The organism is Clostridium sp. 001 (genome assembly GCF_019056555.1).
Lineage (GTDB): Bacteria > Bacillota > Clostridia > Clostridiales > Clostridiaceae > Clostridium_B > Clostridium_B ragsdalei.
Genome location: NZ_CP020473.1, coordinates 2543976 through 2568636 on the forward strand (window position 1 = coordinate 2543976; position 24661 = coordinate 2568636).

Consider the following 24661-nt stretch of genomic DNA (forward strand, 5'->3'; position numbering starts at 1 on the left):
AAATTGGTTATTTTCTTAGAATTTTGTTGTATGCATCCAAGGTATTTTGGGTAGTTTTCCCCCAACTTAGTTCAGAGGCTCTTTTCATACCTGAGGATATTAATTTATTTCTAAGATCATTATCTGAAAGTACGGTTAACATGGATTCATATAAATTAGTTTGGTCTGTAGGGTCTACGAGAAGAGCACCATTTTCAACTACTTCAGGAAGGGAAGTTGCATTTGATACTATTACGGGTATACCACAGGCCATAGCCTCTATTGGAGGAAGACCAAATCCTTCGTAAAAAGAAGGATATACAAATAATTCAGCCCCGTTGTATATATATGGAAGATGATCCATAGATATAAAACCTGGGAATATAACTTTGTCTGATATATTTAATTCTTCAGCACGATTTTTATATATGCTGTAGGATATTCCCTTGTTTCCGGCGATAACTAGATTTAAAGGACTTTTATATGAAGACACTAATTTACTGAAGCTTTCTATAAGTCCAAGTATATTTTTCCTTGGGCTAAATCCACCTACGTATAGTATATAATCTCCAGTTATAGAGTAATATCTTTTAGCAACATATTTGCTTATTCTTTTATCCAGGGGTTTATAGATCTCTTCACTGGCTAGAGGGGTAACATATATTTTGTCTTCTGGGAAATCAAAGGCCTTCATGATATCTTTTTTAGAAAAATTTGAAACCGTAATAATCCCATCACATTGGGGTATTGCTTTAGGTATATAATCTGAAAAAACCTTGAGATATCTATCACTTACGGTTGAAGGCATTCTATAGGGAATTACATCGTGAAGTGTTATGACAAATTTACAATTTTTATGAATGGGAAGTCCAACTCCATTTTGAGGAACATGATACAATTGTATATTAGTATCTTTTATTGTATTCGGTACATTGACTTCTTGCCAAAAGTTGTAATTATTGTCTTGAGGGAGCGTATCTAGTCTAAAGTTTTTTTTAAAATTTATATTGTCTCTAAATCCCTCCGGCATGAAAAGTAAATAATTATTTATATTATCAATATTATTTAAACAATTTAGCAGTTGGTAAGTATAAGTACCTATACCAGTACCTCTATACCATTTTGCGGCACGTCCATCAATGCCTATTTTCATAAAGTTATTCCTCTCTAAATTAGTATATTTCATTATATTAAAATAAAGCTCAAAATGTTAATATTCTTCTAAATTAATTTAGGACCTCATATAAATATATAGGGGTGATTAACATGATGCGAGAATTTGAAATAGAAAGACAATTTGATGTAAAAATTGAAAATATAAAACCAAGCAAAGGAGTATATCTTCTAAAAACAGATAAAGGAATGAAGTGCTTAAAAAAGGTAAACTATGGGACTCAAAAACTTCTGTTTGTTTATGGAGCAAAGGAGCATCTTATAAAAAATGGGTTCCCATATGTAGATAAGTATTGCAATAATGTAGATGGAAATCCATATGCACTTGTAAATGAAGATATATATACTCTTTCCGAATGGATTAGCGGCAGGGAATGTGATTTTAAAAATAGAGATGATGTCATAAATGCCTCTAAGTGCCTGGCAAATTTACATGCAGCTTCCAAAGGATATGAGCCGCCGGAAAACAGCAAATTAAAGACAGATCTTGGTAGGTGGCACCACCTTATGGAAAAAAGGGTTAAAGCTCTTGATAAAATGAGAGATATGGGTAGAAAAAAAAGCAGCAAGGGAGATTTTGACTTAAATTACACTAAAGAAGTTCAGTTTTATAAAGATTTTGGAAGAAAGGCCATAGAGGTATTGAATGATTCTAAATATGATGAGTTATGTAATATTACAGAAAAGGAAGAAGGTTTTTGTCATCACGATTTTACCTATCACAATATAGTAATTGATAATAATAATAGAGTAAATGTAATAGACTTCGACTATTGTAAAAGGGAAGTTAGGGCTTATGATATTTCGTCCTTTATGGGTAAGGTTTTAAAAAGATCCAACTGGGATATAGCTAATGCAGAGCTTATAATTAATTCATATAATGAAGTTAGTCCTATTAAAGAAGAAGAATACAGGGTAATATTTGCTTTTTTGCTATTTCCTCAAAGATTTTGGAGGTTAGCTAATAGATACTACTATAATGAAGTCAATTGGCCTTTAAAGACTTATAATAATAAACTTCAGGAATTAATTTCTGAGCAGGGTAAATATATTGATTTTATTGAGAAATTTAAAAAAATATATAACCAGAAGTAAAATTATCAAAGAAGGTTAGGAGCTATACCTGGAATTTTAAATTAAATCCGGTATAGTCCTTATTTTTTGCACTTAAAAGGCATTGTATTCATAATATATACCATGACTTTTTATATGGGGATGTATGAAAATATGAAAATAGGAGATGTAGTGGTAAGGAAATCTTACGATAGAGATATAACTTTTAAAATAATAGATGTGAAAGAAGAAGCAGAAGGAAAACTATATATTCTAAAGGGAATAAACTTGAGAATAATTGCAGATTCAGCTGAAGATGATTTAGAACCTGTATCTGAAGATTCTCTTACAGAAAGTGAAAAGATATTTAGTAGACAAGTTAATAGATCTATTAAAGATATTTTAGCAAGCAGGGGAGGGTTTAGGCAAGAATACAATATAACAAAATTTTTATCTCATAAATCAGGTAAAGAACTTACTTTTGGAAGACCCGGAAAGATACTTCATATAGATGGAGATTCGGAATATTTAGATGTATGTCTTAAAGTATATAAGCAGCTTTTATTAGATGTAGTTGGGAAAAATATACCGGAGAAAGATCAACCTGGTCAGGTAGTGGAGTTAGCAAAGGAAATTAAGCCTGATATAGTTGTGATTACAGGACATGATGCTATAGTTAAAGGTACTAAGGACTATACAGATTTAAACAACTACAAAAATTCCAAGTATTTTGTAAAAACAGTATCCGAACTCAGAAATTACAAATCTAACTATGATGATTTAGTAATATTTGCAGGGGCATGCCAGTCTTGCTACGAGAAGATTTTAGATTCAGGAGCTAATTTTGCAAGCTCACCTAGTAGAGTACTTATTCATTGTTTGGACCCAGTATTTTTGTGCGAAAAAATAGCGTATACCAATATAGAAAAAGTTGTATCCATTCAAGAGGCATTAGAAAATACTATAACAAGAACTAATGGTATTGGAGGATTACAAACAAGAGGAAAGTATAGAGAAGGATTTCCCAAATCACTCTATGTATAAAAATCATAAAAATAGTAAATATTATTGTATATATGAGTGACTTAAAGAAATAACAATATAAAATGCTATAAATAGAAGTATCCTGGTTCTGTTTACAAAAAATTAATATTGACAAAGCGATTTATTAACTGATATACTAAAAAGTTTAATTGACATAATGGCACATAGGGAGTATAATATAAAATGTTGAAAGAGGGTGTTTGGAATGATGGAAGGATCTAATGTATTAGCTTCTATAAGAAAAAATATTGAAAATCATGTGGGAGATAAGGTAACCCTAAAAGCAAACGGTGGTAGGAGAAAAGTTTTTGTTAATAAGGGAACGATAGAAAAAGCTTATCCTAGTATATTTGTGATTAGATTAGAAAGTGACACCCAAAGGAAAGTGACATATAGCTATTCAGATGTTTTAACTAAGACAGTTCAGTTAGTTTTCCCAGTATAAAACGGCGTAAATTGGTATCAAATAGCCGATTTATTTTTGCAATATTAATCAAATCAAATTACAGGAACCACTACCTTTACTCTTTTCTAAGTGGTAATTAGTAGAATTTTAGTAGAATTAAGGATAGTATATAGAATAATAATTTTAAATGATTATCATTCTATATACTATTTTTAATTCTATAGGGTAAGAAGAAAGATGGCTATTCCATCTTTCAACTATGGTATAAAAGGGTATTGAGAATTTATGAGAGGTTATATGGTTAACAACCAACTTAATATTACGTCAAAATTCTTTAAATGTCAATATTAATAGACAGCATAAAAATCTTTACAATATTAGCATATTTTTTACCTCAAATTTATATAAATAAATAGTAGGTTTTTATGGAGGAGGTAATAAATATGAGCATAGATTTTATTAAAGAAAATATAGAATGTGAACAGTTACTAGCCGAAGATTTTTCGGATACTGTTATAAAAGCAGAATATGTAATACCTGATACAAATCCGGATGTTAAAGAAATTTTAATTCTTAATGCAAAGCCAAGTATAACTAATAAAGAAGTGATGCAGGATAAAGTATTTGTAGAGGGTAAAATAGAATATACTTTGCTTTATTTAGCAGAAGAAAGCGAAAACATGGGCATTTACAGTGTCAATTATACAGGAACATTTTCCAATTATGTGGAGGTACCCGGCACAGAACATATGATGTTATGTGATTCAGATTGTTATGTGGAACATATGAATTGTACTATAGCAAATGAGAGAAAAATAGCTATTGAGGGAATTATAAAATTAAAGGCAGAAGTGTATAAAAAATATGAATTTGAGGTTATAAAAGATGTAACTGGATCTGAGGACATACAGATGTTAAAAAATCCTGCTACTGTAGATAAAATAGTGGGTACAGTTTCAGGAGATTTAGTTGCTAAAACTGAAATTCAGATATCTGTGGACAAACCGCAGGTTGGAAGTGTACTAGAATATAATATAAATATTCATAAAAAAGATATAAAGGTGTTAGAAGATAAAATATCTGTAGAAGCCTATGTGCTTATTAGAATGCTCTATAGGGGAAAGGATACAAGAGATATTGTATGCATAGAGAAAGATGTGTTTGTAAATAAGGAAATTCCAATGCAGGGAGTTAATCCTTCTATGGAAAGCCATACTGATTTTAACATTGATGAAGTAGAACATACTATGCGAGAAGATGATTTAGGGGAAAACAGAATAGTTGAGCTAGAAGTACTTGTGAAATCCAATACTAAGGTTATGTATAAAGAAGATATGGATATAATAGAAGATGCATATTCTCCATCTTCTCTTATGCAAATGGAAAAAGAAGATTATGAATTGAATGTTATGCATGGACAAAATACTGCTCAAAGTATGGTTAAATCCAATATAGAAATAAGTGAAGGAATTAAACCTACAGAAGTAATTATGTGTTATGGAGATGTGTGCATAACTGATAAGAAAATAGTAGAGGATAAGGTTATAGTAGAGGGAGTTTTAAATGCCAAGATACTATATAAAAATTCAGAAAATCAAATAGGAAGGTCTAATGAGGAAATACCTTTTAACTGTAGTGTGGATATACCTGAAAGTAAAATTGATATGCAGTGTATAGCAAAAGTGTCTTTAGAAAGTATAGAGGGAGAAATAGAAGTAGACACTATAGCGATAAAAGCAGTGATAGAGGTTTATGCTCGGGTAAACTATATTACCCATAAGGAATTTTTAGTAAATATAGATACCTTAGAGGGAGAGTTCCCGGATAAAAAATCCAGCCTAACAATATATGTAGTCCAGCAAGGGGACACCCTGTGGAAGATAGCTAAAAAGTATTATACTACAGTGGAAAACTTAGTGAAACTAAACAGCATAGAAGATCCCGATGTTATAAAAGCTGGAGAAAAGCTTATTATACCAGGAAGAGCTGTTATATAACTTAATTAATAGTTAAGAATGAAGAATTAATAGTTAATGTAGATTTTTTTCCGTTACACTACAAAGAATCTTTAATTAAGTTTTTGAAGGCTCGTTTTGCTAAAGCAAAACATTACTAAGCACTGACTTATATAAATTTAAGGATTTTTTGCGACAGCTAAAAATCATCCTTCACTATTAATTTTTCACTATTAATTCTTAACTTGCGAAGCTTTGCTTCGCAATATTTTTATATTAAGTCAAAGTTCCGTATAGGTGAAAGCTAAGTTAAAAATGAATAACTTAATTTATATGCTTCAGCAGTAAAGTGCTGAAGTTTTTGTCTTACGCATAATAATTAAAAATATGGAAAAGATATAAAATATCCACAGGAGAAGGTGTATAAGTTTGAAAGAAAAAGTAGAGGGAAACTTGATAATAATAGGAGGGGCAGAGGACAAAAAAGGTGATAAAAAAATATTAAAAGAAGTTTCTGGAATGCTGGAAAAAAGTAAAGATATACTTGTAATTGCAACTATTGCTTCTGAAATTCCGGAGGAATTAGGATACGAGTATCAGAAAATATTTGAAGAATTAGGTATAAAGAATATAAGAATATTAAATATTAAAGATAGAAAGGATGCATTTAATATAAGCAATATAACTGTAATAGAAGATGCTTCTATGATATTTTTTACCGGAGGTGACCAACTTAGAATAACCAGTTTAATAGGAGGAACACCACTGTATTCTAAAATCCAAGAGCTATATAAAAATGGATGTACTTTTGTGGGAACTTCCGCAGGTGCTTCTGTTATGAGTGATACTATGATAGTAACAGGTCCTGATGAGGAGTCCCCTAAAAAGTGTACTCTAAAAATGGCTCCGGGACTTGGCTTTATAAAAGGGGTTATCATAGACCAACATTTTGCACAGAGAGGCAGGATAGGGAGATTGCTTGTAGGAATAGCAGAGAATCCTCAAAGTTTAGGCATAGGAATTGATGAGGATACAGCTATTATAGTTAAGGAAAATGGAGAATTTACAGTAGTTGGTTCTGGAGCAGTATATATAATAGATGGTTCTAATATAACTTACAGTAATGTTTCAGAACAACATCCAGATGAAGTGTTATCCATGTTTGATGTAAAATTGCATGTTCTTAAATGTGGAGATAATTTTAATTTACTAAATAAATCAGCCTATAATATCTAGTAAATTTTGATTTTTGTCATTCCTAATGAAATAATAAAAACCAATAAAAGGTCAAATAGATATAAAGGGAGGAGTCTGAAGACACCGTTAAATCAGTAAACAAGGCATTTGAAAGAAAATAACAAGTCAAAGATGCGACGAATATTTTTTATCAGACAAGGAGGCAGGTTCCGCAGATAGTGAATCCTATCTAAGGGTTCTACCGACACAGTATGATAAAAAATAGGCTAGCATACTGACTAATTATTTCTTTGAAAATGCCTAACGTAAAGATAAGTGCTGATGATACCGTTATAGTTAAACGGGATTTTAAGCCCTTGGAGTATCGGACCAAACGAAAGTAGCAAATAAGCAAAATCGGATACTATGAATAGGGAAGTAAGCAGAGTCTTTAAACAAATTTAAAAGTCCTATGCTTGCGTAACGGGCAATATATACGAAGATGAGAATAGATAATTTTAGAATTTTTCAGGGAAGAAATATATTTGCTCATAAAAAATGCATAAAAATGTATGTAGATTTAGAAGGATACAGCGAAGTTCCTACTAAAGACATACCTGGGTTTAATTATAAATTGTTAAAGATCATACCTGCACTAAATGAACACAGGTGTGGAATTGATGAAGAGCATGGTTTTAGAAAAAGATTAGAAGAAGGCACTTACTTAGCTCATGTATGCGAACACATTATACTTTCCATTGAAAATAGTTTGGGAGTAGATGCTTGCTATGGAAAAGCTAGAGAAATAAGTGGTGACAAATATTATATAATATATGAGTATTTATACAAAAATACAGGGGTAACAGCGGGAAAGATCGCTGTAAATTTAATAAATTCTCTTATAAAGGGAAAAGAGTATAATTTTAATGAAGCTATAGAAGATCTAAAGAAAATATTAAAACGAGAAGAAATAGGATCAAGTACTTTAGCTGTAATATCGGAAGCTAAAAGGAGAGGAATACCTGTAACTAGAATAGGAGATAACAGTATATTTCAATTGGGGTATGGAAAGTATAGTAAGATTATAGAAGCCACTATATCCTATAATACAAAAGCTGTAGCTGTAGATATATCCTGTGACAAAATATTGACTAAGGAGATACTTAAAAATCAATGTCTTCCTGTAGCAGAAGGTGGAATTGTAAGAAGCCCTTTAGAATTGTTTATAGAAGCTAAAGAGATAGGGTATCCTATAGTTTTAAAACCCTGTTATGGTAATCAAGGAAAAGGTGTATTTATAAATATAAAAAATGAGAAGGAAGCTATAAATGCTTACAATATGTTATCAAAAAAATATGATAACATAATGATAGAGAAAAATATAACGGGAAAAGATTTTAGGATATGTGTGATAAATGGAAAGGTAATAGCTGTTTCAGAAAAAGTACCTCCTTACGTTGTAGGAGATGGAGTAAGTACTGTAGTTGAATTAATAAAAAATATAAATAAAGATTCAGCGCGAGGAGAGGGACATGAGAAACCTTTGACTACAATAAAAATAGATGAAGAATTAAGGTCTTGTGTAAGTAAACACAGCTATAGATTAGATAGTATATTACCTAAAGGTAAAAAGTTGATAATAAGGGAAAATGGTAATTTATCTACAGGAGGAAAAGCAGTAGATTGTACTGATATAATATGTCAAGATAACATAAATATTTGTGAAAGAGCAGCAAAGGCTATAGGACTTGATGTGTGTGGTATAGATATATGCTGTGAAGATATAGGTAGACCTATAAACAAAAATGGAGGTGCTATATTAGAAGTTAATGCAGCACCAGGTATTAGAATGCACCATTATCCTAGCCAAGGTAAGAGCAGAGATGTAGCAAGTGCTATAGTAGATATGATGTTTAATAAATATAAATCCATACCTGTAGTTTCAGTTACAGGAACTAATGGGAAAACTACAACTACAAGACTTATAGCACATATTTTAGGAAAATCCGGATATAATGTTGGAATGACTACTACAGGTGGAATATATGTAAATAATAAGTGCATATGTAAAGGTGATACTACAGGATATTATAGTGCTAAAACTATTTTGGCAAATAGGGATGTAGAGGCAGCAGTATTAGAAACAGCAAGGGGAGGCATAATAAAAAAAGGTCTTGCTTATGACCTAGCAGATGTAGCAGTTATAACTAATATAACGGAAGATCATCTAGGTATAGATGGAATACATACCATGAAGGATTTAGCTTATGTGAAGTCTCTTGTAGGAGAGGCTGTAAAAAAAGGTGGGTATGTAGTTTTAAATGCAGATGACTTAGTAAGTATAAGTATAATTAATAGAATAAAAAGTACTATAATTATGTTTTCGAAAAATAAGGATAATCCAGTTTTGAGAAAGAACATAAATAGTGGAGGATATGGAGTATACATTAGAGATAATATTATGTATGTAGAAAAGACAGAAAAAATAGTACCTATTGCTAAAGTAGAAGATATAAGAATATCATTAGATGGAAAATTAACTTACAATGTAGAAAATGCTATGGCTGCTTGTGCAGCTGCAGTAGGGCTTAATATAGACTGTTCTATTATAAGGAAAGGGTTTAAAACTTTTTATGGAGATTTTTCTTTTAACCCAGGTAGGTTTAATATGTATGATTTAAATGGAGTAAAAGTAGTTTTAGATTATGGACACAATATAGAAGGGTATAAAGCTGTTATAAAAGGTGCTAAAAATTTAAAATATAATAGATTAGTTGGAATAATCGGGGTACCAGGTGACAGAACAGACGAGAGTGTTGAAAAAATAGGATGTATTGCGGGAAAGAACTTTGATTATGTATACATTAAAGAAGATAAAGATAGAAGAGGTAGAGAAATTGGAGCTATAGCAAGGATACTAAAAGTAGGCGTTACAAAGTCAGGCTTTGACATGAACAAGGTGGAAATTATTCTAGATGAAAAAGAGGCATTAGAAAAAGCAATAGACACTGCAAAACAAGGAGATCTCATAATAATATTCTTTGAAGAATTAGATCCTCTAATAAAACTGTTAAATGAGAAGCTAAATAAAGAAAAATCAAATTTAAATTCACTAGCTATGATATAGGAAAAAGCTATACTTTTAAATTTTAAAAGTATAGCTTTAATTTTAAAATAGTATTATACTATCTTAAAATACCTTAATATTATTAAGCTACTTTGGAGGATTGAAATGTTAGTAAAAGCTTATGCTAAAATAAATCTCTCATTAGACGTGGTGGGAAAAAGAGAAGATGGGTATCATCTTTTGAAAATGATAATGCAAAATATAGACTTATATGATGTTTTAAAAGTAGATGAGATTAAAACTGGAATACAGATATGTTCTAATAATAGATATATTCCCAGTGATAAGAGAAATTTAGTTTATAAAGCAGCAAAATTGTTTATTGATAAATATAATATAAAGAATGGAATTAGTATAAACATAGATAAAAATATACCTGTATCAGCTGGACTTGCCGGTGGAAGTGCGGATGCTTCAGCTATACTAAAGGTTATGAGAAATATTTATACTCCTGAAGTAAGTGATAAAGAATTGAGTGAATTAGGTTTAAATATAGGGGCAGATGTTCCTTATTGTATAATAGGAGGTACAGCACTGTGTCAGGGGATAGGAGAGAAAGTTACACCACTCAGGCCGTTTAGAAATCATATACTTATATTGATTAAACCGCCTTTTGGAGTGAGTACAGCAGAGGTATATAAAGATTTAGACATAAGTAAAATAAAAAGACATCCTAATACAGAAATTCTAATAGATGCGGTTAATAAATCAAAATTGGAGATGCTGAGTAAAAACATGAAAAATGTTTTGGAAAATGTAACTTTAAAAAAATATCCCATACTTAGAAAAATAAAAAGTGATTTGATAAATTTTGGAGCAGTGGGTTCACTTATGAGTGGGAGCGGTCCAAGCATTTTTGCTTTTTTTGATGATATGGTAAAAGCACAGAAATGTTATGATAATATGAAAACTAGGTATAGAGAGGTGTTTATTACAAGAACCATTTAAAAATGTAGTTATAGAGTTTCTAAATAAAAATCAACTTATACTCCCTATATTTTTTACAACCACAAGCTCGGTTAAATATTTTGATAAGTCTAAACAAAAAATTTAAAAAAATACTGAGAACTTTTGAAAACTCTATATCTTAGTAAAAAATCCTATTTGGTTAGAAAGTTTATAACCAAATAGGATTTTTTATATAAATTTTAGAGAAATTAATTTTATGAATAAATAAGTTTTATTAGGTGAAAAATAACTTAAAATTACTTCATACAAAGTTGACAAAAGGGAAGAGGGAAAAATGTGAGAATAGTTCACCTGTTTGACAAATATTTTTTTATACTTATGGTAATTGAAGGAATCATTTTGACATTCATTGAATCAAAAAAATTTAAAAGAAATAGGTTAATAAAAACTGCTTTTAAATCTAGGGTAATTGGCGTAATTTTAATAGTTCTCTCAGTTGTATTATACGCCTTTTCTATCTATTCTTTTTAAGGAAGTGATAAAAGTGAAAGAAGAGATAAGAAGCACGGTGTCTTCTAGTGTAGATGAAAATATAAAATATTTAAAAGATCTGTTTAAAGATGATTCAGATGTGGTTTTTAGAGAATTTTATATAGGATCTGTAAAATCTGCAATAGTATACATAGATGGAATGGGAGACAAACTGCTTTTAAATGATCTACTTAGAGGGTTAATGGCTAGATCAAGATATGTAAAATATGTAGATAATATAAAAGATAGAATGATGAGTGTATCTGATATGAAGGATTTAGACGATTTAAAAAAAGGGGTGGATTTGGTTTTATCAGGAGATACTTTGATGTTTCTTGAAGGAATGAAAAGTTTTTATGTAATTTCTACTAGATTATGGCCTGCCAGAGGGGTAACGGAACCTTCAGGAGAAACTGTTTTAAGAGGTTCAAGAGATGGATTTACAGAAACTATAAGATTCAATACAGCACTTGTTAGAAGAAGAGTAAGGGATACCAGATTTAAAATTGTGCCCAAACCACTGGGGGTAAGATCTAAAACCGATGTTGTAATAATGTATATAGACGATATAGTAAATACCAAAGCTCTAAAGGAACTTGAGAAAAGATTAGATAACATTAAAATAGATGCCATTTTAGATAGTGGATATGTAGAACAGCTTATAGAAGACAATAAGTGGTCTCTTTTTCCTCAGGTTCAGAGCACTGAAAAACCAGATGTAGTAGCAGCTGCACTTTATGAAGGCAGAATTGCTGTTTTAGTAGATAATTCTCCTTTTGCAATTATAGTTCCAGCTACAATGCCTAACTTATTTCAGTCACCAGATGATTATTATCAAAGGTGGATATATGGATCCACTATTAGAATAATAAGGTTTATGTCTATTATTCTTTCACTTATATTGCCTGCTCTTTATGTTGCTGTTACTTCTTTTCATACAGGAATAATACCTACTAAACTGGCATATTTTATTGCAGCTTCAAGAGAAGGAGTACCTTTCCCAGCTTTTGTAGAGGCCATAATTATGGAGATAAGTTTGGCACTGCTTTTAGAATCCATATCTAGATTGCCAAAGGCCATAGGGGCAACTACGGGTATAGTAGGAGGTCTTATTATAGGTCAGGCAGCAGTTCAAGCTGGAATAGTAAGCCCAATAATGATAATAATAGTATCAATTACAGCTATAACGAGTTTTACTACACCTAATTATGAGATGACAGCAGCATTTAGGCTTATTAGATTTTTACTCATAATTGCATCTGCAATTGCTGGACTTTATGGAATTATGATTGGACTTATATTAACATTGATACATTTAGCTAAACTTAAAAGTTTTGGAGTACCATATCTGGCTCCAATGGTAAATGAAAACATTAATGACTTTAAGGATATGTACCTGAGATTGCCTTTTAGCTTTTTTAAAAGAAGACCAGGGTATATGAAAACTCAAGACAAAATAAGGCAAAGATAATTTGAAAATTTAAATTTACATATACTGTAAATTATGGACTGCGAACTGTGAATTGGTAAGGAGATGGTTATTACATGACACAAAAAAATTTTATAACTGAATTTGGAATGTTCAGTACTATAGTAATAACTATGATAGGTGTAGGAGCATTTTCATATCCTGGAGAAGTGGTAAACTATTTAGGTTCAAATGGATGGATTGGAACCATAGTAGAAGGAATATTAGTTTATTTCTTAATTTACATTGCCTATAAAGTTATAAAATTAAATGGATATAACAAGTTATGTATAATATTACAAAATAGCTTTGGAAAGATATTTGGAGGTATTTTGGCACTTATATTTGTTGCATATAATATATTTTTTATATCCATGGGTATGAGGATATTTATAGAAGTTATAAAAATGTATTTACTTGAAAAAACTCCTTCTGAATTTCTAATAATTGTAATGATATTTACGGGAATTTATCTTATAAGAAATGAATTAGGAGATTTAATAAAATTTAATGAAGTTTCTTTTTGGATAATGTTCGTATCAATGGGATTAATATTTTTGTTCACTTTAAATAAAGCACATTTTAACAATAGTATCCCTAACTTTATTAACAGTGATGCTTATGATTATTTAAAAGCATTTAAAAATACAATATATAGTTTTATTGGCATAGAGATAATATATTTAGTTGGTCCTTTTGCAAAAAATAAAGTAAGTATAAGAAAAATAGCTTTAAAAAGCATCTTGTTTGTAACTCTATTTTATGTTGTTACAGTTATACTGTCTCTAGCTATTTTTTCTGAAGAACAAACTAAAGCTTTATTATGGCCTACTATAACAATGATAAAATCTGTAGATATAAGAGGAGCCTTTATAGAGAGATGGGAAGGTATAGCAATGGCTGTATGGATCATGTTTTACTTTTGCAATTTTTCTAATGTATATTACTTGTCTTCAGATATAGTGAAAGATGTATTTAGATTAGGTGATATAAAGATCTCTTCAGCTTTAATAGCTCCCTTTATATATTTGACAGCTATGTATCCTGAAAATATAGCAGAACTATATCATATAATTAACACAGTAATGCCTGTGGCAGCTGCGTACAGCTTAATATTGCTTCCTTTAATTATATTTTTGTTCAGCAAACCTAAAAGAAACTTAAATGCAAGTAAGTTTATGTGCATATTTTTAGTTTGTACTGTGCTAACTGGATGCTGGGATAAAGTTGAGATAGAAAGAACTCAATTGGTATCTGTAATAGGAGTAGATGCAGGAGAGGATATAGGTAAGGTTAAAGAATTAAAAAATGTAAAGTCAACAGATCCTCTAACGTCTGTAAATCTAAAAAAGATTCATGTAACTTTTGGAATACCGGATTTGAGTAAATTAGAACCAGGTAAAGGAGGTATATCTGGGGACAAATATGTTGATGTAGATGGATATTCAATGGAGGATGCTGTAGATACAGCAATGTCTAAAAGCAGTAGAACTGTGAAGTTTAGTCAAACTAAACTGCTTGTTTTAGGTAAAGGTTTAATGGAATATCCTGATGTAGTAAAAGAAGTCATAGATTATTTGCAAAGAGAGCCTTCTTTAAATAGAAATATGTATATAGTTTTAGCTAGTGGCAGCTCAGATAAATATATAAAAATTAAAACACCTATGGGAAAAAGTACAGAAGATTATATATTGGGATTAGTTGAAGGAGATGCCAAGGACAATGAAGTTAAGACTGTAACTTTAAATGATTTTCTAGTTAGTATGAGTGAAAATGGAAATAGCATAATACCAAAAGTTGAAATGGATAAGGACAAAAAAAATATAAAAATAGCAGGTACTGCAGCTATAAAAAATTTTAAATATGAGGGTGATTTAAATCAAGTTCAGACTTCTAATATAGAATTGTTACAAGGTAAATTAAAAAGTGGTAAAAGAATGATATATTTAGAAGGTCATCCTGTAGATATAAGGATAAATGGTAGCAATAGAAGAATAAAGGTGTCCCAAGAAAAGGGGAACTTGGTATTTAATATAAAACTAAATATTGAAGGTGAGATAAAAAATTATTATACTAATGATAAGGTTTTATCAGTAGATAAACTGAGCTATATTGAACAAAGCTTTAATAAGGCCATAGCACAGGAATGTAAAGATGCTATAAAAGTTACTCAAAGGGATCTTAAGATTGATCCTATAGGATTTAAGGATTATATAAAAAGATATCATCCTCTCATGTGGAGGCAAGTAAAAGATAAATGGGAGGATTCTTATAAGGATGCAGTTGTAAATGTAAATGTAGATACTAAGATAAGGAGAATTGGTGTAGTAAAATAATAAAATACAGTGAATATAATTAAAATATATGTAAATAATTACTAATGAAATATTCAATAGTTATTAAAAAGTGGGGATGAGATTATGAAGAAATTTTTATTAGTATTTAGTATATGTGTTTTAAGTATATTTACTGTATGTTCCTATTTATGTGAAGTAAAAAGTGACAATATACAAGATGATATGGCATCTAGGATTATAAGATTTCATGTTATAGCAAATAGTGATTCAAAAAGTGATCAGGCACTTAAACTAAAAGTAAGAGACGAAATATTGAAATATATACAACCTAAACTAAAGGACTGTAAAAATATAGAGGAATCAAGAAAAGTTTTAATGGAAAATGATAAGGATGTATTAAAAGTAGCCCGTAGAGTAATAAGTAAACAGGGTTATAACTATGAAGTTAAAAGTACCTTATCCAAAGTAAATTTTCCTATAAAGACTTATGGAAATATAACTCTTCCTCAGGGAAGGTATGAGGCTTATAGAGTGATTATAGGCAAAGGACGAGGTCAAAACTGGTGGTGTGTTATGTTTCCACCATTATGTTTTGTAGATATTACAAAAGGACAAGTATCCTACAAAAAGACAGAGCAAGAAATGAAAAAGGTTTTGACACCGGAGGAATATAAGATGGTAAACAACAATAAATTTGACATAAGTGACAAAAATAATATAAAAGTTAGATTTAAAATAATAGAAGTGTTAAATAAGTTGGGAATATAAATCTAGTACAAGTGGGCTGGATATGGTAAGTTCTCAAAATTTGAGAATTTCATACCGTCAATTAGCCCTAACTTGTAATATATGAATAGAAATCTATATTTAACACAAGTTAATTTATAATTCAAATAATTTTAAAGCTGTTTTCAAAAAGTATTTTTCTGCAGATTTAAAAAAAGTTTTAGGATTGTTCTTTTCATAAATTTTATCTTCTTCTGTAAAGGAATTTTTATTTGATTTATTTTGTACAAGCCAATTTATTAAATTAAATATATCATTCCCAGCATAAGGTTTAGAAAATTTACTGCAATTTTCTACCATGTTTTTTAGTTCATCTTTAGAGTGAAGAAGTTTTTCTATGTTTTCACCACACTTTTCTATGTCAGTTAAATTTACAGCCAAATTATGTCTTAGTAGAAACTGAGCATTTTTTTCTTCTTGACCTGGTATTGGAGAAAATAAACCAAGGGGTATTTTGCATATTAAGGCCTCAGTAATAGTAAGTCCTCCTGGTTTTGTTAAAAGAAGGTCACAAGCTTGCATATATTTATTTACATGGTCAGTAAAACCTATGATGCGGGTTTCCTTTGAAGAAGAATCTTTAATCTTTGAAAGCTCTGCATAAAGTTTTTTATTTTTACCTGTTATTATGATTATCTGGATATCTTCATTTATATTGGTTAGCTGTTTATATATATCTACTATTTTTCCAAGTCCCAGACTTCCACCCATAACTAGTATGGTAAATTTGGATTCACATAAATCTAATGATTCTAATGTGTCTCCTCTATCATAATTCATATTAAAATCTGGTTTAACAGGTATTCCTAAGTTATAAATAGTGTCTTTGGATATCCCTTTAAAAATCATTTTGCTTATCATATCTTCGTTAGAAACCACATAAGCGTCAATATAAGGATGAAGCCAAGAACTATGAGAGTAATAATCAGTGATTATGGACATACAGGGTATGTTCATATTGTATTTTGACTTTAACACCGATAGCATTTCTGTAGAGAATGAATGGGTAGCTATTAATATATCAGGTTTAAATTCACGAATAAGTGGAATCAATTTACAAGTCATAGCTTCAATAAGCTTAGAACTTATAGTGTTTGTAATTGTGTAATCATCTTCTGAGTAAGTGTATAATTTCCCATATAAATAAGGGGATACTTTTAGGGATTTTAAATAACTTCCAATTACTACTTTGTCTATTATAGGATTTATATATTTAATGGTATCAATAATCTTTACTTCTGATTTTGGAGCTTTTAAGGCTATGTAACTTTTTATAGCTTCTGCAGCGTTACCATGTCCGCCTCCTGCAGAAATTGAAAGAATTAAAACTTTCATTTAATCACCTTCTGGTTAAGTATGTAATTTAATTATATAAAATGTACGGAAAATAATAAACTCATTTAACTAACATTTAAGAAAAAATTAATAATAAGCAATAAATATAGTATTGGCTTTTAAATTTTATATTAAACAAATAATACATAACAATTAGGTAAATGCAAACAATATAAAAAGAGGCAAAATGCAATAATGCAGGAATTGTCATCGGATCAAGTGATTCTTAGGTTCAGATGGAGTTTGCTTATAAGTATGACTTTTCCCAGCTGAACCTTAGAAGAACTTATCCAGGCGTGTAGCAGTGCTTATCCCCCACTTTGATAGAAAAGCAGATATCCCAAATCTTTGATTTGGTGATAGTCGCTTTCGCTGTGTGCGATGGGGGACGTTAGCAATGGTAGCGATCGGATAAATGGTGAGATTAGTCATAAAAAAGAGGTGGAAATTTATGAAGTTTTCTAAAAAAAGGATAATATATACTGCCATAGTAACTTTAATTGTAGTGTTTTCTAGTACATTTGCCGTATTAATGACGCTTGAAAGAAATGATTATAGAAATTATTTGCAGGGTGAGTATGGTAAAAGTATGTATGAATTAATAGATGCAGTTCAAAATATAAGAACTAATTTAACCAAAGCGGCTATAATTGGATCAAGGGAACAACAGATAGTAGTTTTTGACGAAATATTTAGGTATTCTGCTATAGCTAGTGATAAATTGCATTCACTTCCAGTATCCCAATCTACTATATCGGATACCAGTAAGTTTTTAACTCAGGTAGGAGATTTCTGCTATAGTTTAGGCAGGTCATCTACAGAAGGAAAACAGTTAAGTGAAAAAGATTATAATGATATAGAAAAATTAAAAAAGCAATCCAATGTACTGGAAAATCAGCTAGAATTAGTATCTAACAATATAAATCAGGGAAAAGTAAAATGGGGAGAAATAAGAAAAAAGATTACAGGCGTTTTTGCTAAAAGTAACGATGTATCAATATCTGAACAATTTAAGGGAATACAAAAACAGGTTCTTCAATATCCTACATTAATTTATGATGGACCGTTTTCAGACAATACACTTCAGATAAACCCTAAAATAAAATTACAAAAAGAAGTTTCTCAAGGTGAGGCAGAAAAAATTGCTAGGAAGGTTATTGGAAAAGATAAGATAGAAAATATGGATGTATCTTCTGTTAATGAAAAATCCAACATAGGTGTATATAGATTTACTGCAGCATTAAAGGAAAGAACTAAAAAAGACAGTAGAGTGGTATGTGAAATAAGTAAAAATGGAGGAAAGGTATACTACTTAATAAATGATAAGAGCATAAATAACAGCTCTATGGACGTTAAAAAGGCTTCTGAAATTGGGTTGAAGTATTTAAGTAATTTAGGTTATAAAAATATGATCATTACGTATTCCTTAAGATATAATAATGTGGCAGTTATAAACTATGTGTATAGTCAAAATGGTATACTTGTTTATCCTGATCAGATTAAACTAAAGATAGCTTTAGATAATGGAGAAATTATAGGTGTGGAAGCAGAAAAGTATTTAATATCCCATGAAGAAAATAGAAAAATAGAAACTCCTAAGTTAACATATGGGGAAGCTGAGAAGAGAGTTAGCAAGAGACTAAATGTAACAAGTAAGATGCTTACTATAATTCCTACGGAAACTAATAAGGAAGTGTTATGTTATGAATTTTCTGGGAATTATAAAGGTGATTACTTTAAAGTTTATGTAAATACAAGTACGGGATATGAGGAGAGAATAATTCAAATAATTAACACTCCTAATGGTAAACTTGCTATGTAAAGTATTGTTATTTTATTTTAAATGCCTAGTTTGGAGTGATGGAAACCTTACTTATTTGGTGAGGTTTCCAAAGTATGAAAAAGTATTTCAGGATTGGAATAGATTTTAATATTAAAATTAGTCTGATATAATGTATATATTAGTTATTTTAGACTAAAAGGGAGGCGAAACACGTTATAACTTTACTAAAATCCATAGGGTTTGATAAAGTTTTAATAACAAAATTATGAAAAAAAAGGCTATTATATCTGTATCCAGTAAACAAACTGATGAGGAAGAACCTATAGAAGTTGTTACTCCAGGAAGTTTTTATAAAAAAAATGATTCCTATTATGCAGTTTATAAAGAAACTGAATTATCTGGAATGGAAGGAACTACTACTACTTTGAAGATAAAACAGGATAAGTTTTCTCTTATAAGAATGGGGAGTACTAGTACTAAAATGGATTTTGATGAGGATAAAAAAAATGTGTCCATGTATAAAACACCTTATGGAACTATAGAGCTGAGAATAGAAACAAATAGTTTGAATATAAACGTAGACGAACAAGGTGGGGATATAATGATAAATTATAAGATTAGTACTGCAGGACAAGCATTAAAAAATACCAAGCTAAAAGTAAATATAAAAGTTAATGAATAAATTTTTTGAGTAGTTTTGATTAAAGTATTCACATATGGCAATTAATTAAATATATAGTAATGAAAAGAGAAGGTTGATTCCAATGAAATATTTTAGGAATAAAGAAGAAGTATACACTAAAATAATTAAAATATTATGTGAATACAAGGGATTTAGTAGGAAAGACATGTTTAAAATATTAAAAAATGAATCTTGCAGATACTTATTTTTTTTGCTTATTAAAAAATATGAATGCTGTGATATGGAATTATTGAAAAAAGATTTTCCCTCTGTTAACAGTAAAAATGTAAAAAGGAATATAAAAAGAGCAGAAGAAAAATTATTGCTTGATAAAAAAATAAGAGAAATGTATTTTGAGGCAGAAGATATAATAAATAAAGTAAAATAAATATTTGTAGAAAAGAATAAAAAAATATGGAATATAAATAGAAAGTGTGATATCATAGTAAATATGTTTTGAACAAAAATACACCATTTTACTATTTATGAAGGTAATTGTTATTATAAAACTAATTAATTAGTTTGTCAATAATTAATTAGAATAGTTTATATTAACCTTTTTATAATGTTATTTATATTTTTAAATAGTTAAATTAAAAATTGTAATACTAAAACTTTATAGGATAAAAAACAGGGGGTGACACTGCTTTTAAAAGCAGAAATTTTATGAATACAAAATATATATTTGTAACCGGAGGAGTAGTATCTTCACTAGGAAAAGGAATAACCGCAGCTTCATTAGGAAGGCTTCTAAAGAATAGAGGATTAAAGGTTTCAATTCAAAAATTTGACCCATATATAAATGTAGATCCAGGAACCATGAGTCCATATCAGCATGGTGAGGTTTTTGTTACAGATGATGGAGCAGAGACGGATTTGGATTTAGGACATTATGAAAGATTTATAGATGAAAATTTAAGCAAAAATAATAATGTTACTACAGGAAAAATATATTGGTCAGTAATATCAAAAGAGAGAAAAGGGGAATATCTAGGAAGTACAGTTCAAGTAATTCCACATATAACAAATGAAATAAAATCAAGAGTATATAGGGTTGCCAAAGAACAAGATATTGATGTAGTTATAACTGAAATAGGTGGTACTGTAGGAGATATAGAATCCCAGCCTTTTCTAGAAGCCATAAGACAGATAAAATATGATGTTGGAATAGAAAATGTATGTTTTATACACGTTACTCTAGTACCTTATTTGCAAAAGTCAGGAGAATTGAAAACAAAACCTACTCAACATTCAGTTAAGGAACTTAGGGGTATAGGAATACAACCAGATATAATAGTATGTCGTTCAGAGGCATCTATATCTAATGATTTAAAGGAAAAGATAGCTTTATTTTGCAATGTAGAGAGAGACTCTGTTATTCAAAACTTAGATGCTGAAAATTTATATGAAGTTCCATTGATGCTTCACAAAGAAGGATTAGATGAATTGGTATGTAAGAAGTTGAAATTAGAATGCAGTGAAATAGATAATTCCGAATGGATTAAAATGGTAAATAATATTAAGAAATTATCTAAGAATGTAAATATAGCTTTAGTTGGAAAATATGTAGAACTTCATGATGCATATATATCTGTAGTTGAGGCACTAAATCATGGAGGATATGCTAACGACGCTAATGTAAATATAAAGTGGATAAATTCTGAAGATGTCACTAGTAAAAATGTAGGAGAACACTTAAAGGACATGGATGGAGTGCTCATTCCAGGAGGATTTGGTGACAGAGGAATAGAAGGTAAAATATTAGCTGCAGGTTGGGCTAGAAAGAATAAAATTCCTTTTTTCGGAATATGTCTTGGTATGCAGTGTGCTGTAATAGAGTTTGCCAGAAATGTACTTGGATATGACGGAGCTCATAGCTCAGAAATAGATCCAGACACTAAATATCCTGTTATAGATTTAATGCCAGATCAAAAGGATATAGATGAAAAAGGTGGTACTATGAGGCTTGGAATATATCCATGTAAGCTTTTAAAGGATAGTAATTGTTTTAAAGCTTATGAAGAAGAAGTTATATATGAGAGACATAGACATAGATATGAATTTAATAATTATTATAGAAAAAATTTATCACAGGCAGGTCTTGTCCTTTCAGGAACGAGCCCTGATTCAAGGTTAGTAGAAATTGTAGAAATAAAAGACCATCCATGGTTTGTAGGCGTACAATTTCACCCAGAACTTAAATCAAGACCTAATAGACCGCATCCATTGTTTAAGGATTTCATAAAAGCTTCTTTGAATAATAAAAATTAGTATATTTTTAAATTAAGAAATTGGTATGTGTTAGTGAAAACTACATATACCAATTTTTGTCGAAAAAATAATATAAATAAAAGTAATATAAACAACTTTTATGAAGGATTTTAGTAATATTTATAGAAATAGTAATGTATATAGTATTAAGATATTTAAAAAAAATACTATGCTTTATTTTGAAATACCAATTTTATGGGGGGTGAGGTTTATGGTATTTGAAACGAATATAAGTATTGCTGTTATAAGTCCAGAAGGGAAATACTGTATCAAGGATTTCTCTATATTTGACACTAACAAAATTAATGAAAGTTTCACCTCTTTAAAGGTAAATTCTATAAATAATGGGGTATTATCCTTAAAAATAAAATGTGGACTTTGTGGGAACGTTCACTATTATAAATATAATATAAATAAAGTAGTTAAAAAAAATATTATAATTGGAGGATGTGAGTTGCTAGGGTTTCCTATATTTTGTATAGGAAATCGTAAGAGTGTAGAAGAAAAAATATTAAGGAATACTCGAGCTAATAAAAAAATATATGCTATGATATAAATTTTTGTAATTATCAAAAATAATGTAGATTAAAATATAGAAAAAGGGTATAATGTTATATGTATATAAGCATTTCTATATGGAATTTTCTTAATTAGTAATGATATTTTCAATTATATTTTAAATGTTTCCCTAAATTTAATTGTAATATAAAATTAGACAATTGTGAGGTGTTACCTTTTGGACGATAAAGATATAGATAATATGACGGTTTTGCAATTAAAACAAATTGCAAAAACTTTGGAAATAAAAAATATATCAAAATATAAAAAAAGCCAATTGATTGAGGAAATAAAAAAAGTATCTCCTGCCCATATCAAAAAGGGTGGTGTTATACTTAGAGAAAAAATAAGCCCTAAGGATGAAGCTGCAAATAGACATAAAGAAGCAGAACATACTGTAAGGCATAGTGAGAACAAAGCACAGGAAGACAAAAATGAAGAACAAAAGACAAATGGAAACGAAAAAAGAGAAAAACTTAAAGAAATGATAAGTGAATCAGATAGTGCAAGGGGAGTACTTGAAATAATAGAAAATAATAATTATGGATTCTTAAGAGGAAAGAACTATTTAACAGGACCTGATGATATATATGTGTCTCCATCTCAGATAAGAAGATTCAATTTAAAAACAGGAGATGAAGTTTGCGGTAAAGTTAGGATTCCTAAAGAAGGCGAAAAATTTAAGGCATTATTGTATGTTGAAAAAGTAAATGGAGAGAATCCAGAAAGAGCAGTGGGAAGAAAACCTTTTGAAACACTCACCCCTGTTTATCCGAACGAAAGGATAAAATTAGAAACAAATAGTGCGGATTTATCTACAAGACTTATGGATATAATCTCGCCTATAGGAAAAGGACAAAGAGGAATTATAGTTGCCCCACCTAAAGCAGGTAAAACTACTCTTCTAAAAAAAATAGCCCAAAGTATCTCAAAAAACCATCTAGAAATACAATTAATAGTTGTGCTTATAGATGAAAGACCGGAAGAAGTTACGGATATGCAAAGGTCCATAAATGGAGAAGTTATTTATTCAACTTTTGATGAGGAACCAGAACATCATACTAAAGTTGCATATATGGTACTTGAACGTACTAAGAGAATGGTAGAACAAGGGCAGGATGTGGTAATATTATTAGATAGTATTACTAGACTTTCTAGAGCATATAATTTGACTATAACTCCTACAGGGAGGACTCTTTCAGGAGGACTAGATCCTGGAGCATTAGTAATGCCTAAAAAGTTCTTTGGTGCGGCTAGAAATATAGAAGAAGGTGGAAGTCTTACTATACTTGCTACTGCACTTATTGAAACTGGAAGCAGAATGGATGACATGATATTTGAGGAATTTAAAGGTACTGGAAATATGGAAATACATTTGGATAGAAAACTTCAAGAAAGAAGAATATTCCCTGCTATAGATGTATACAAGTCTGGAACAAGAAGAGATGACTTACTATTTAAAAGTCAGTTAGAGAAAGAAGCAGCTTTCAATATAAGAAAAGTTATGTATGATGAAAATAATACTCAAAATGTTACAGAACAATTGATAAATTTACTTTCAAAAACTAGGAACAATTATGAATTTATGAATATTGTAAGCAAGATGAACATGAACAAACTAGGAGAAAAGTAAAAAATTAAAAACCTGTCTTTTAAATTAAAAGACAGGTTTTATAATAATAATTTAGAAAAATATGTCTATTCCTCGATTTTTAAATTAAATTTCTTTAAGAATTTATCAACTCTTCCACCAGCATCAATAGCTTTTTGTTTACCAGTGTAGAATGGATGGCACTTAGAACATATTTCCACTTTTAACTCTTTTTGTGTTGAACCAGTTGTAAAAGTGTTTCCACATGCACACTTAACTACCGCATCATGATAGTACTCTGGATGTATGCCGTTTTTCATATTAGTCACCTCTTTCAAATTTAAATAACAAAACTCTAATTTTAACTTCTGTATTATAACATAGGCATATGGGTAAGTCAATAAAGCCTGATTTGTTACAATATAGAATGTGATTTAATGTATAGCTTATGTTAAAATGTATTTATCCGATGACTACCTGCTCTAATACTCCCACTTTTCCAAGTGGGAGTAAAGAGCAGCTACGTCCCTGGATAGC

General features: G+C 29.9%; 20 protein-coding genes. 17 read left to right on the plus strand and 3 right to left on the minus strand.

Annotation, left to right across the window (positions count from 1 at the left end):
• Positions 1-7: 7 nt before the first annotated feature.
• Positions 8-1132 carry a glycosyltransferase family 1 protein gene (locus B5S50_RS11870; protein ID WP_065078941.1) on the minus strand — a complete coding sequence of 375 codons (1125 nt, stop codon included), beginning with the start codon at positions 1130-1132 and terminating at the stop codon, positions 8-10.
• A gap of 113 nt (positions 1133-1245) precedes the next feature.
• On the opposite strand from B5S50_RS11870, the gene B5S50_RS11875 reads away from it, so the two are divergent.
• The 11 genes from B5S50_RS11875 (at position 1246) to spoIIR (ending at position 15886) form a co-directional block, all read left to right on the plus strand.
• Entirely contained in the window at positions 1246-2247 is a 1002-nt protein-coding gene (locus tag B5S50_RS11875) for a CotS family spore coat protein (protein ID WP_065078942.1), read from the plus strand.
• A 132-nt stretch (positions 2248-2379) separates the two neighbouring features.
• Positions 2380-3249: a sporulation peptidase YabG gene (yabG, locus tag B5S50_RS11880; RefSeq protein WP_065078943.1), complete on the plus strand. Its 870-nt coding sequence runs from the start codon at positions 2380-2382 to the stop codon at positions 3247-3249.
• Between the two features lie 208 nt (positions 3250-3457).
• Positions 3458-3694 carry a Veg family protein gene (locus B5S50_RS11885; protein WP_029170030.1) on the plus strand — a complete coding sequence of 79 codons (237 nt, stop codon included), beginning with the start codon at positions 3458-3460 and terminating at the stop codon, positions 3692-3694.
• Positions 3695-4098: 404 nt separating this feature from the next.
• On the plus strand, positions 4099-5652 hold the full coding sequence (locus B5S50_RS11890; protein WP_065078944.1) for an SPOCS domain-containing protein: 1554 nt from the start codon (positions 4099-4101) through the stop codon (positions 5650-5652).
• Positions 5653-6039: 387 nt separating this feature from the next.
• Positions 6040-6846: a cyanophycinase gene (locus tag B5S50_RS11895; RefSeq protein WP_065078945.1), complete on the plus strand. Its 807-nt coding sequence runs from the start codon at positions 6040-6042 to the stop codon at positions 6844-6846.
• A gap of 442 nt (positions 6847-7288) precedes the next feature.
• Positions 7289-9913 carry a cyanophycin synthetase gene (gene cphA / locus B5S50_RS11900; RefSeq protein WP_065078946.1) on the plus strand — a complete coding sequence of 875 codons (2625 nt, stop codon included), beginning with the start codon at positions 7289-7291 and terminating at the stop codon, positions 9911-9913.
• Positions 9914-10018: 105 nt separating this feature from the next.
• Positions 10019-10861, plus strand: a complete 843-nt coding sequence (gene ispE, locus B5S50_RS11905; protein WP_065078947.1) for a 4-(cytidine 5'-diphospho)-2-C-methyl-D-erythritol kinase — start codon at positions 10019-10021, stop codon at positions 10859-10861.
• A 339-nt stretch (positions 10862-11200) separates the two neighbouring features.
• A complete protein-coding gene (locus B5S50_RS21940; RefSeq protein ID WP_368041504.1) occupies positions 11201-11353 on the plus strand; it encodes a CLC_0170 family protein in 153 nt (50 codons plus the stop codon).
• Positions 11354-11366: 13 nt separating this feature from the next.
• Positions 11367-12824, plus strand: coding sequence for a spore germination protein (locus tag B5S50_RS11910; protein WP_065078949.1), 1458 nt, complete (start codon positions 11367-11369; stop codon positions 12822-12824).
• A 74-nt stretch (positions 12825-12898) separates the two neighbouring features.
• Positions 12899-15157, plus strand: coding sequence for a Ger(x)C family spore germination protein (locus tag B5S50_RS11915; RefSeq protein WP_065078950.1), 2259 nt, complete (start codon positions 12899-12901; stop codon positions 15155-15157).
• 84 nt (positions 15158-15241) lie between these two features.
• Entirely contained in the window at positions 15242-15886 is a 645-nt protein-coding gene (gene spoIIR / locus B5S50_RS11920) for a stage II sporulation protein R (RefSeq protein ID WP_065078951.1), read from the plus strand.
• A 114-nt stretch (positions 15887-16000) separates the two neighbouring features.
• Here spoIIR and B5S50_RS11925 read toward each other — a convergent pair whose 3' ends face one another.
• Entirely contained in the window at positions 16001-17239 is a 1239-nt protein-coding gene (locus tag B5S50_RS11925) for a glycosyltransferase (RefSeq protein WP_065078952.1), read from the minus strand.
• 451 nt (positions 17240-17690) lie between these two features.
• On the opposite strand from B5S50_RS11925, the gene ypeB reads away from it, so the two are divergent.
• From ypeB to rho, 6 genes are all read left to right on the plus strand, one after another.
• The gene (gene ypeB, locus B5S50_RS11930; protein ID WP_217301904.1) at positions 17691-19061 is read left to right on the plus strand and encodes a germination protein YpeB; all 1371 of its coding nucleotides are present in this window, start codon (positions 17691-17693) and stop codon (positions 19059-19061) included.
• A 226-nt stretch (positions 19062-19287) separates the two neighbouring features.
• Positions 19288-19704, plus strand: coding sequence for a DUF1934 domain-containing protein (locus B5S50_RS11935; RefSeq protein WP_065078954.1), 417 nt, complete (start codon positions 19288-19290; stop codon positions 19702-19704).
• An 82-nt stretch (positions 19705-19786) separates the two neighbouring features.
• Positions 19787-20092 carry a hypothetical protein gene (locus B5S50_RS11940; protein ID WP_063601737.1) on the plus strand — a complete coding sequence of 102 codons (306 nt, stop codon included), beginning with the start codon at positions 19787-19789 and terminating at the stop codon, positions 20090-20092.
• A gap of 278 nt (positions 20093-20370) precedes the next feature.
• Positions 20371-21975, plus strand: a complete 1605-nt coding sequence (locus B5S50_RS11945; protein WP_065078955.1) for a CTP synthase — start codon at positions 20371-20373, stop codon at positions 21973-21975.
• Between the two features lie 211 nt (positions 21976-22186).
• Positions 22187-22531, plus strand: a complete 345-nt coding sequence (locus B5S50_RS11950) for a hypothetical protein (protein WP_065078956.1) — start codon at positions 22187-22189, stop codon at positions 22529-22531.
• Positions 22532-22711: 180 nt separating this feature from the next.
• Positions 22712-24166: a transcription termination factor Rho gene (gene rho, locus B5S50_RS11955; protein ID WP_217301905.1), complete on the plus strand. Its 1455-nt coding sequence runs from the start codon at positions 22712-22714 to the stop codon at positions 24164-24166.
• 65 nt (positions 24167-24231) lie between these two features.
• On the opposite strand, the gene rpmE is transcribed toward rho, so the two are convergent.
• Positions 24232-24444 (minus strand): 50S ribosomal protein L31, encoded by a 213-nt coding sequence (gene rpmE / locus B5S50_RS11960; RefSeq protein WP_013236913.1) that lies wholly within the window; start codon positions 24442-24444, stop codon positions 24232-24234.
• Positions 24445-24661 lie beyond the last annotated feature (217 nt).

Excerpts from the sequence above, each read along its gene's own strand:
- B5S50_RS11875 (WP_065078942.1), top strand. The coding sequence starts at position 1,246 with ATGATGCGAGAATTTGAAATAGAAAGACAATTTGATGTAAAAATTGAA.
- rpmE (WP_013236913.1), bottom strand. The coding sequence starts at position 24,444 with ATGAAAAACGGCATACATCCAGAGTACTATCATGATGCGGTAGTTAAG.
- yabG (WP_065078943.1), top strand. The coding sequence starts at position 2,380 with ATGAAAATAGGAGATGTAGTGGTAAGGAAATCTTACGATAGAGATATA.
- B5S50_RS11915 (WP_065078950.1), top strand. The coding sequence starts at position 12,899 with ATGACACAAAAAAATTTTATAACTGAATTTGGAATGTTCAGTACTATA.
- B5S50_RS11870 (WP_065078941.1), bottom strand. The coding sequence starts at position 1,132 with ATGAAAATAGGCATTGATGGACGTGCCGCAAAATGGTATAGAGGTACT.
- B5S50_RS11885 (WP_029170030.1), top strand. The coding sequence starts at position 3,458 with ATGGAAGGATCTAATGTATTAGCTTCTATAAGAAAAAATATTGAAAAT.
- ispE (WP_065078947.1), top strand. The coding sequence starts at position 10,019 with ATGTTAGTAAAAGCTTATGCTAAAATAAATCTCTCATTAGACGTGGTG.
- B5S50_RS11925 (WP_065078952.1), bottom strand. The coding sequence starts at position 17,239 with ATGAAAGTTTTAATTCTTTCAATTTCTGCAGGAGGCGGACATGGTAAC.
- B5S50_RS11935 (WP_065078954.1), top strand. The coding sequence starts at position 19,288 with ATGAAAAAAAAGGCTATTATATCTGTATCCAGTAAACAAACTGATGAG.
- ypeB (WP_217301904.1), top strand. The coding sequence starts at position 17,691 with ATGAAGTTTTCTAAAAAAAGGATAATATATACTGCCATAGTAACTTTA.
- B5S50_RS11950 (WP_065078956.1), top strand. The coding sequence starts at position 22,187 with ATGGTATTTGAAACGAATATAAGTATTGCTGTTATAAGTCCAGAAGGG.
- spoIIR (WP_065078951.1), top strand. The coding sequence starts at position 15,242 with ATGAAGAAATTTTTATTAGTATTTAGTATATGTGTTTTAAGTATATTT.
- B5S50_RS11945 (WP_065078955.1), top strand. The coding sequence starts at position 20,371 with ATGAATACAAAATATATATTTGTAACCGGAGGAGTAGTATCTTCACTA.
- cphA (WP_065078946.1), top strand. The coding sequence starts at position 7,289 with ATGAGAATAGATAATTTTAGAATTTTTCAGGGAAGAAATATATTTGCT.
- B5S50_RS11890 (WP_065078944.1), top strand. The coding sequence starts at position 4,099 with ATGAGCATAGATTTTATTAAAGAAAATATAGAATGTGAACAGTTACTA.
- B5S50_RS11940 (WP_063601737.1), top strand. The coding sequence starts at position 19,787 with ATGAAATATTTTAGGAATAAAGAAGAAGTATACACTAAAATAATTAAA.
- B5S50_RS21940 (WP_368041504.1), top strand. The coding sequence starts at position 11,201 with ATGGTAATTGAAGGAATCATTTTGACATTCATTGAATCAAAAAAATTT.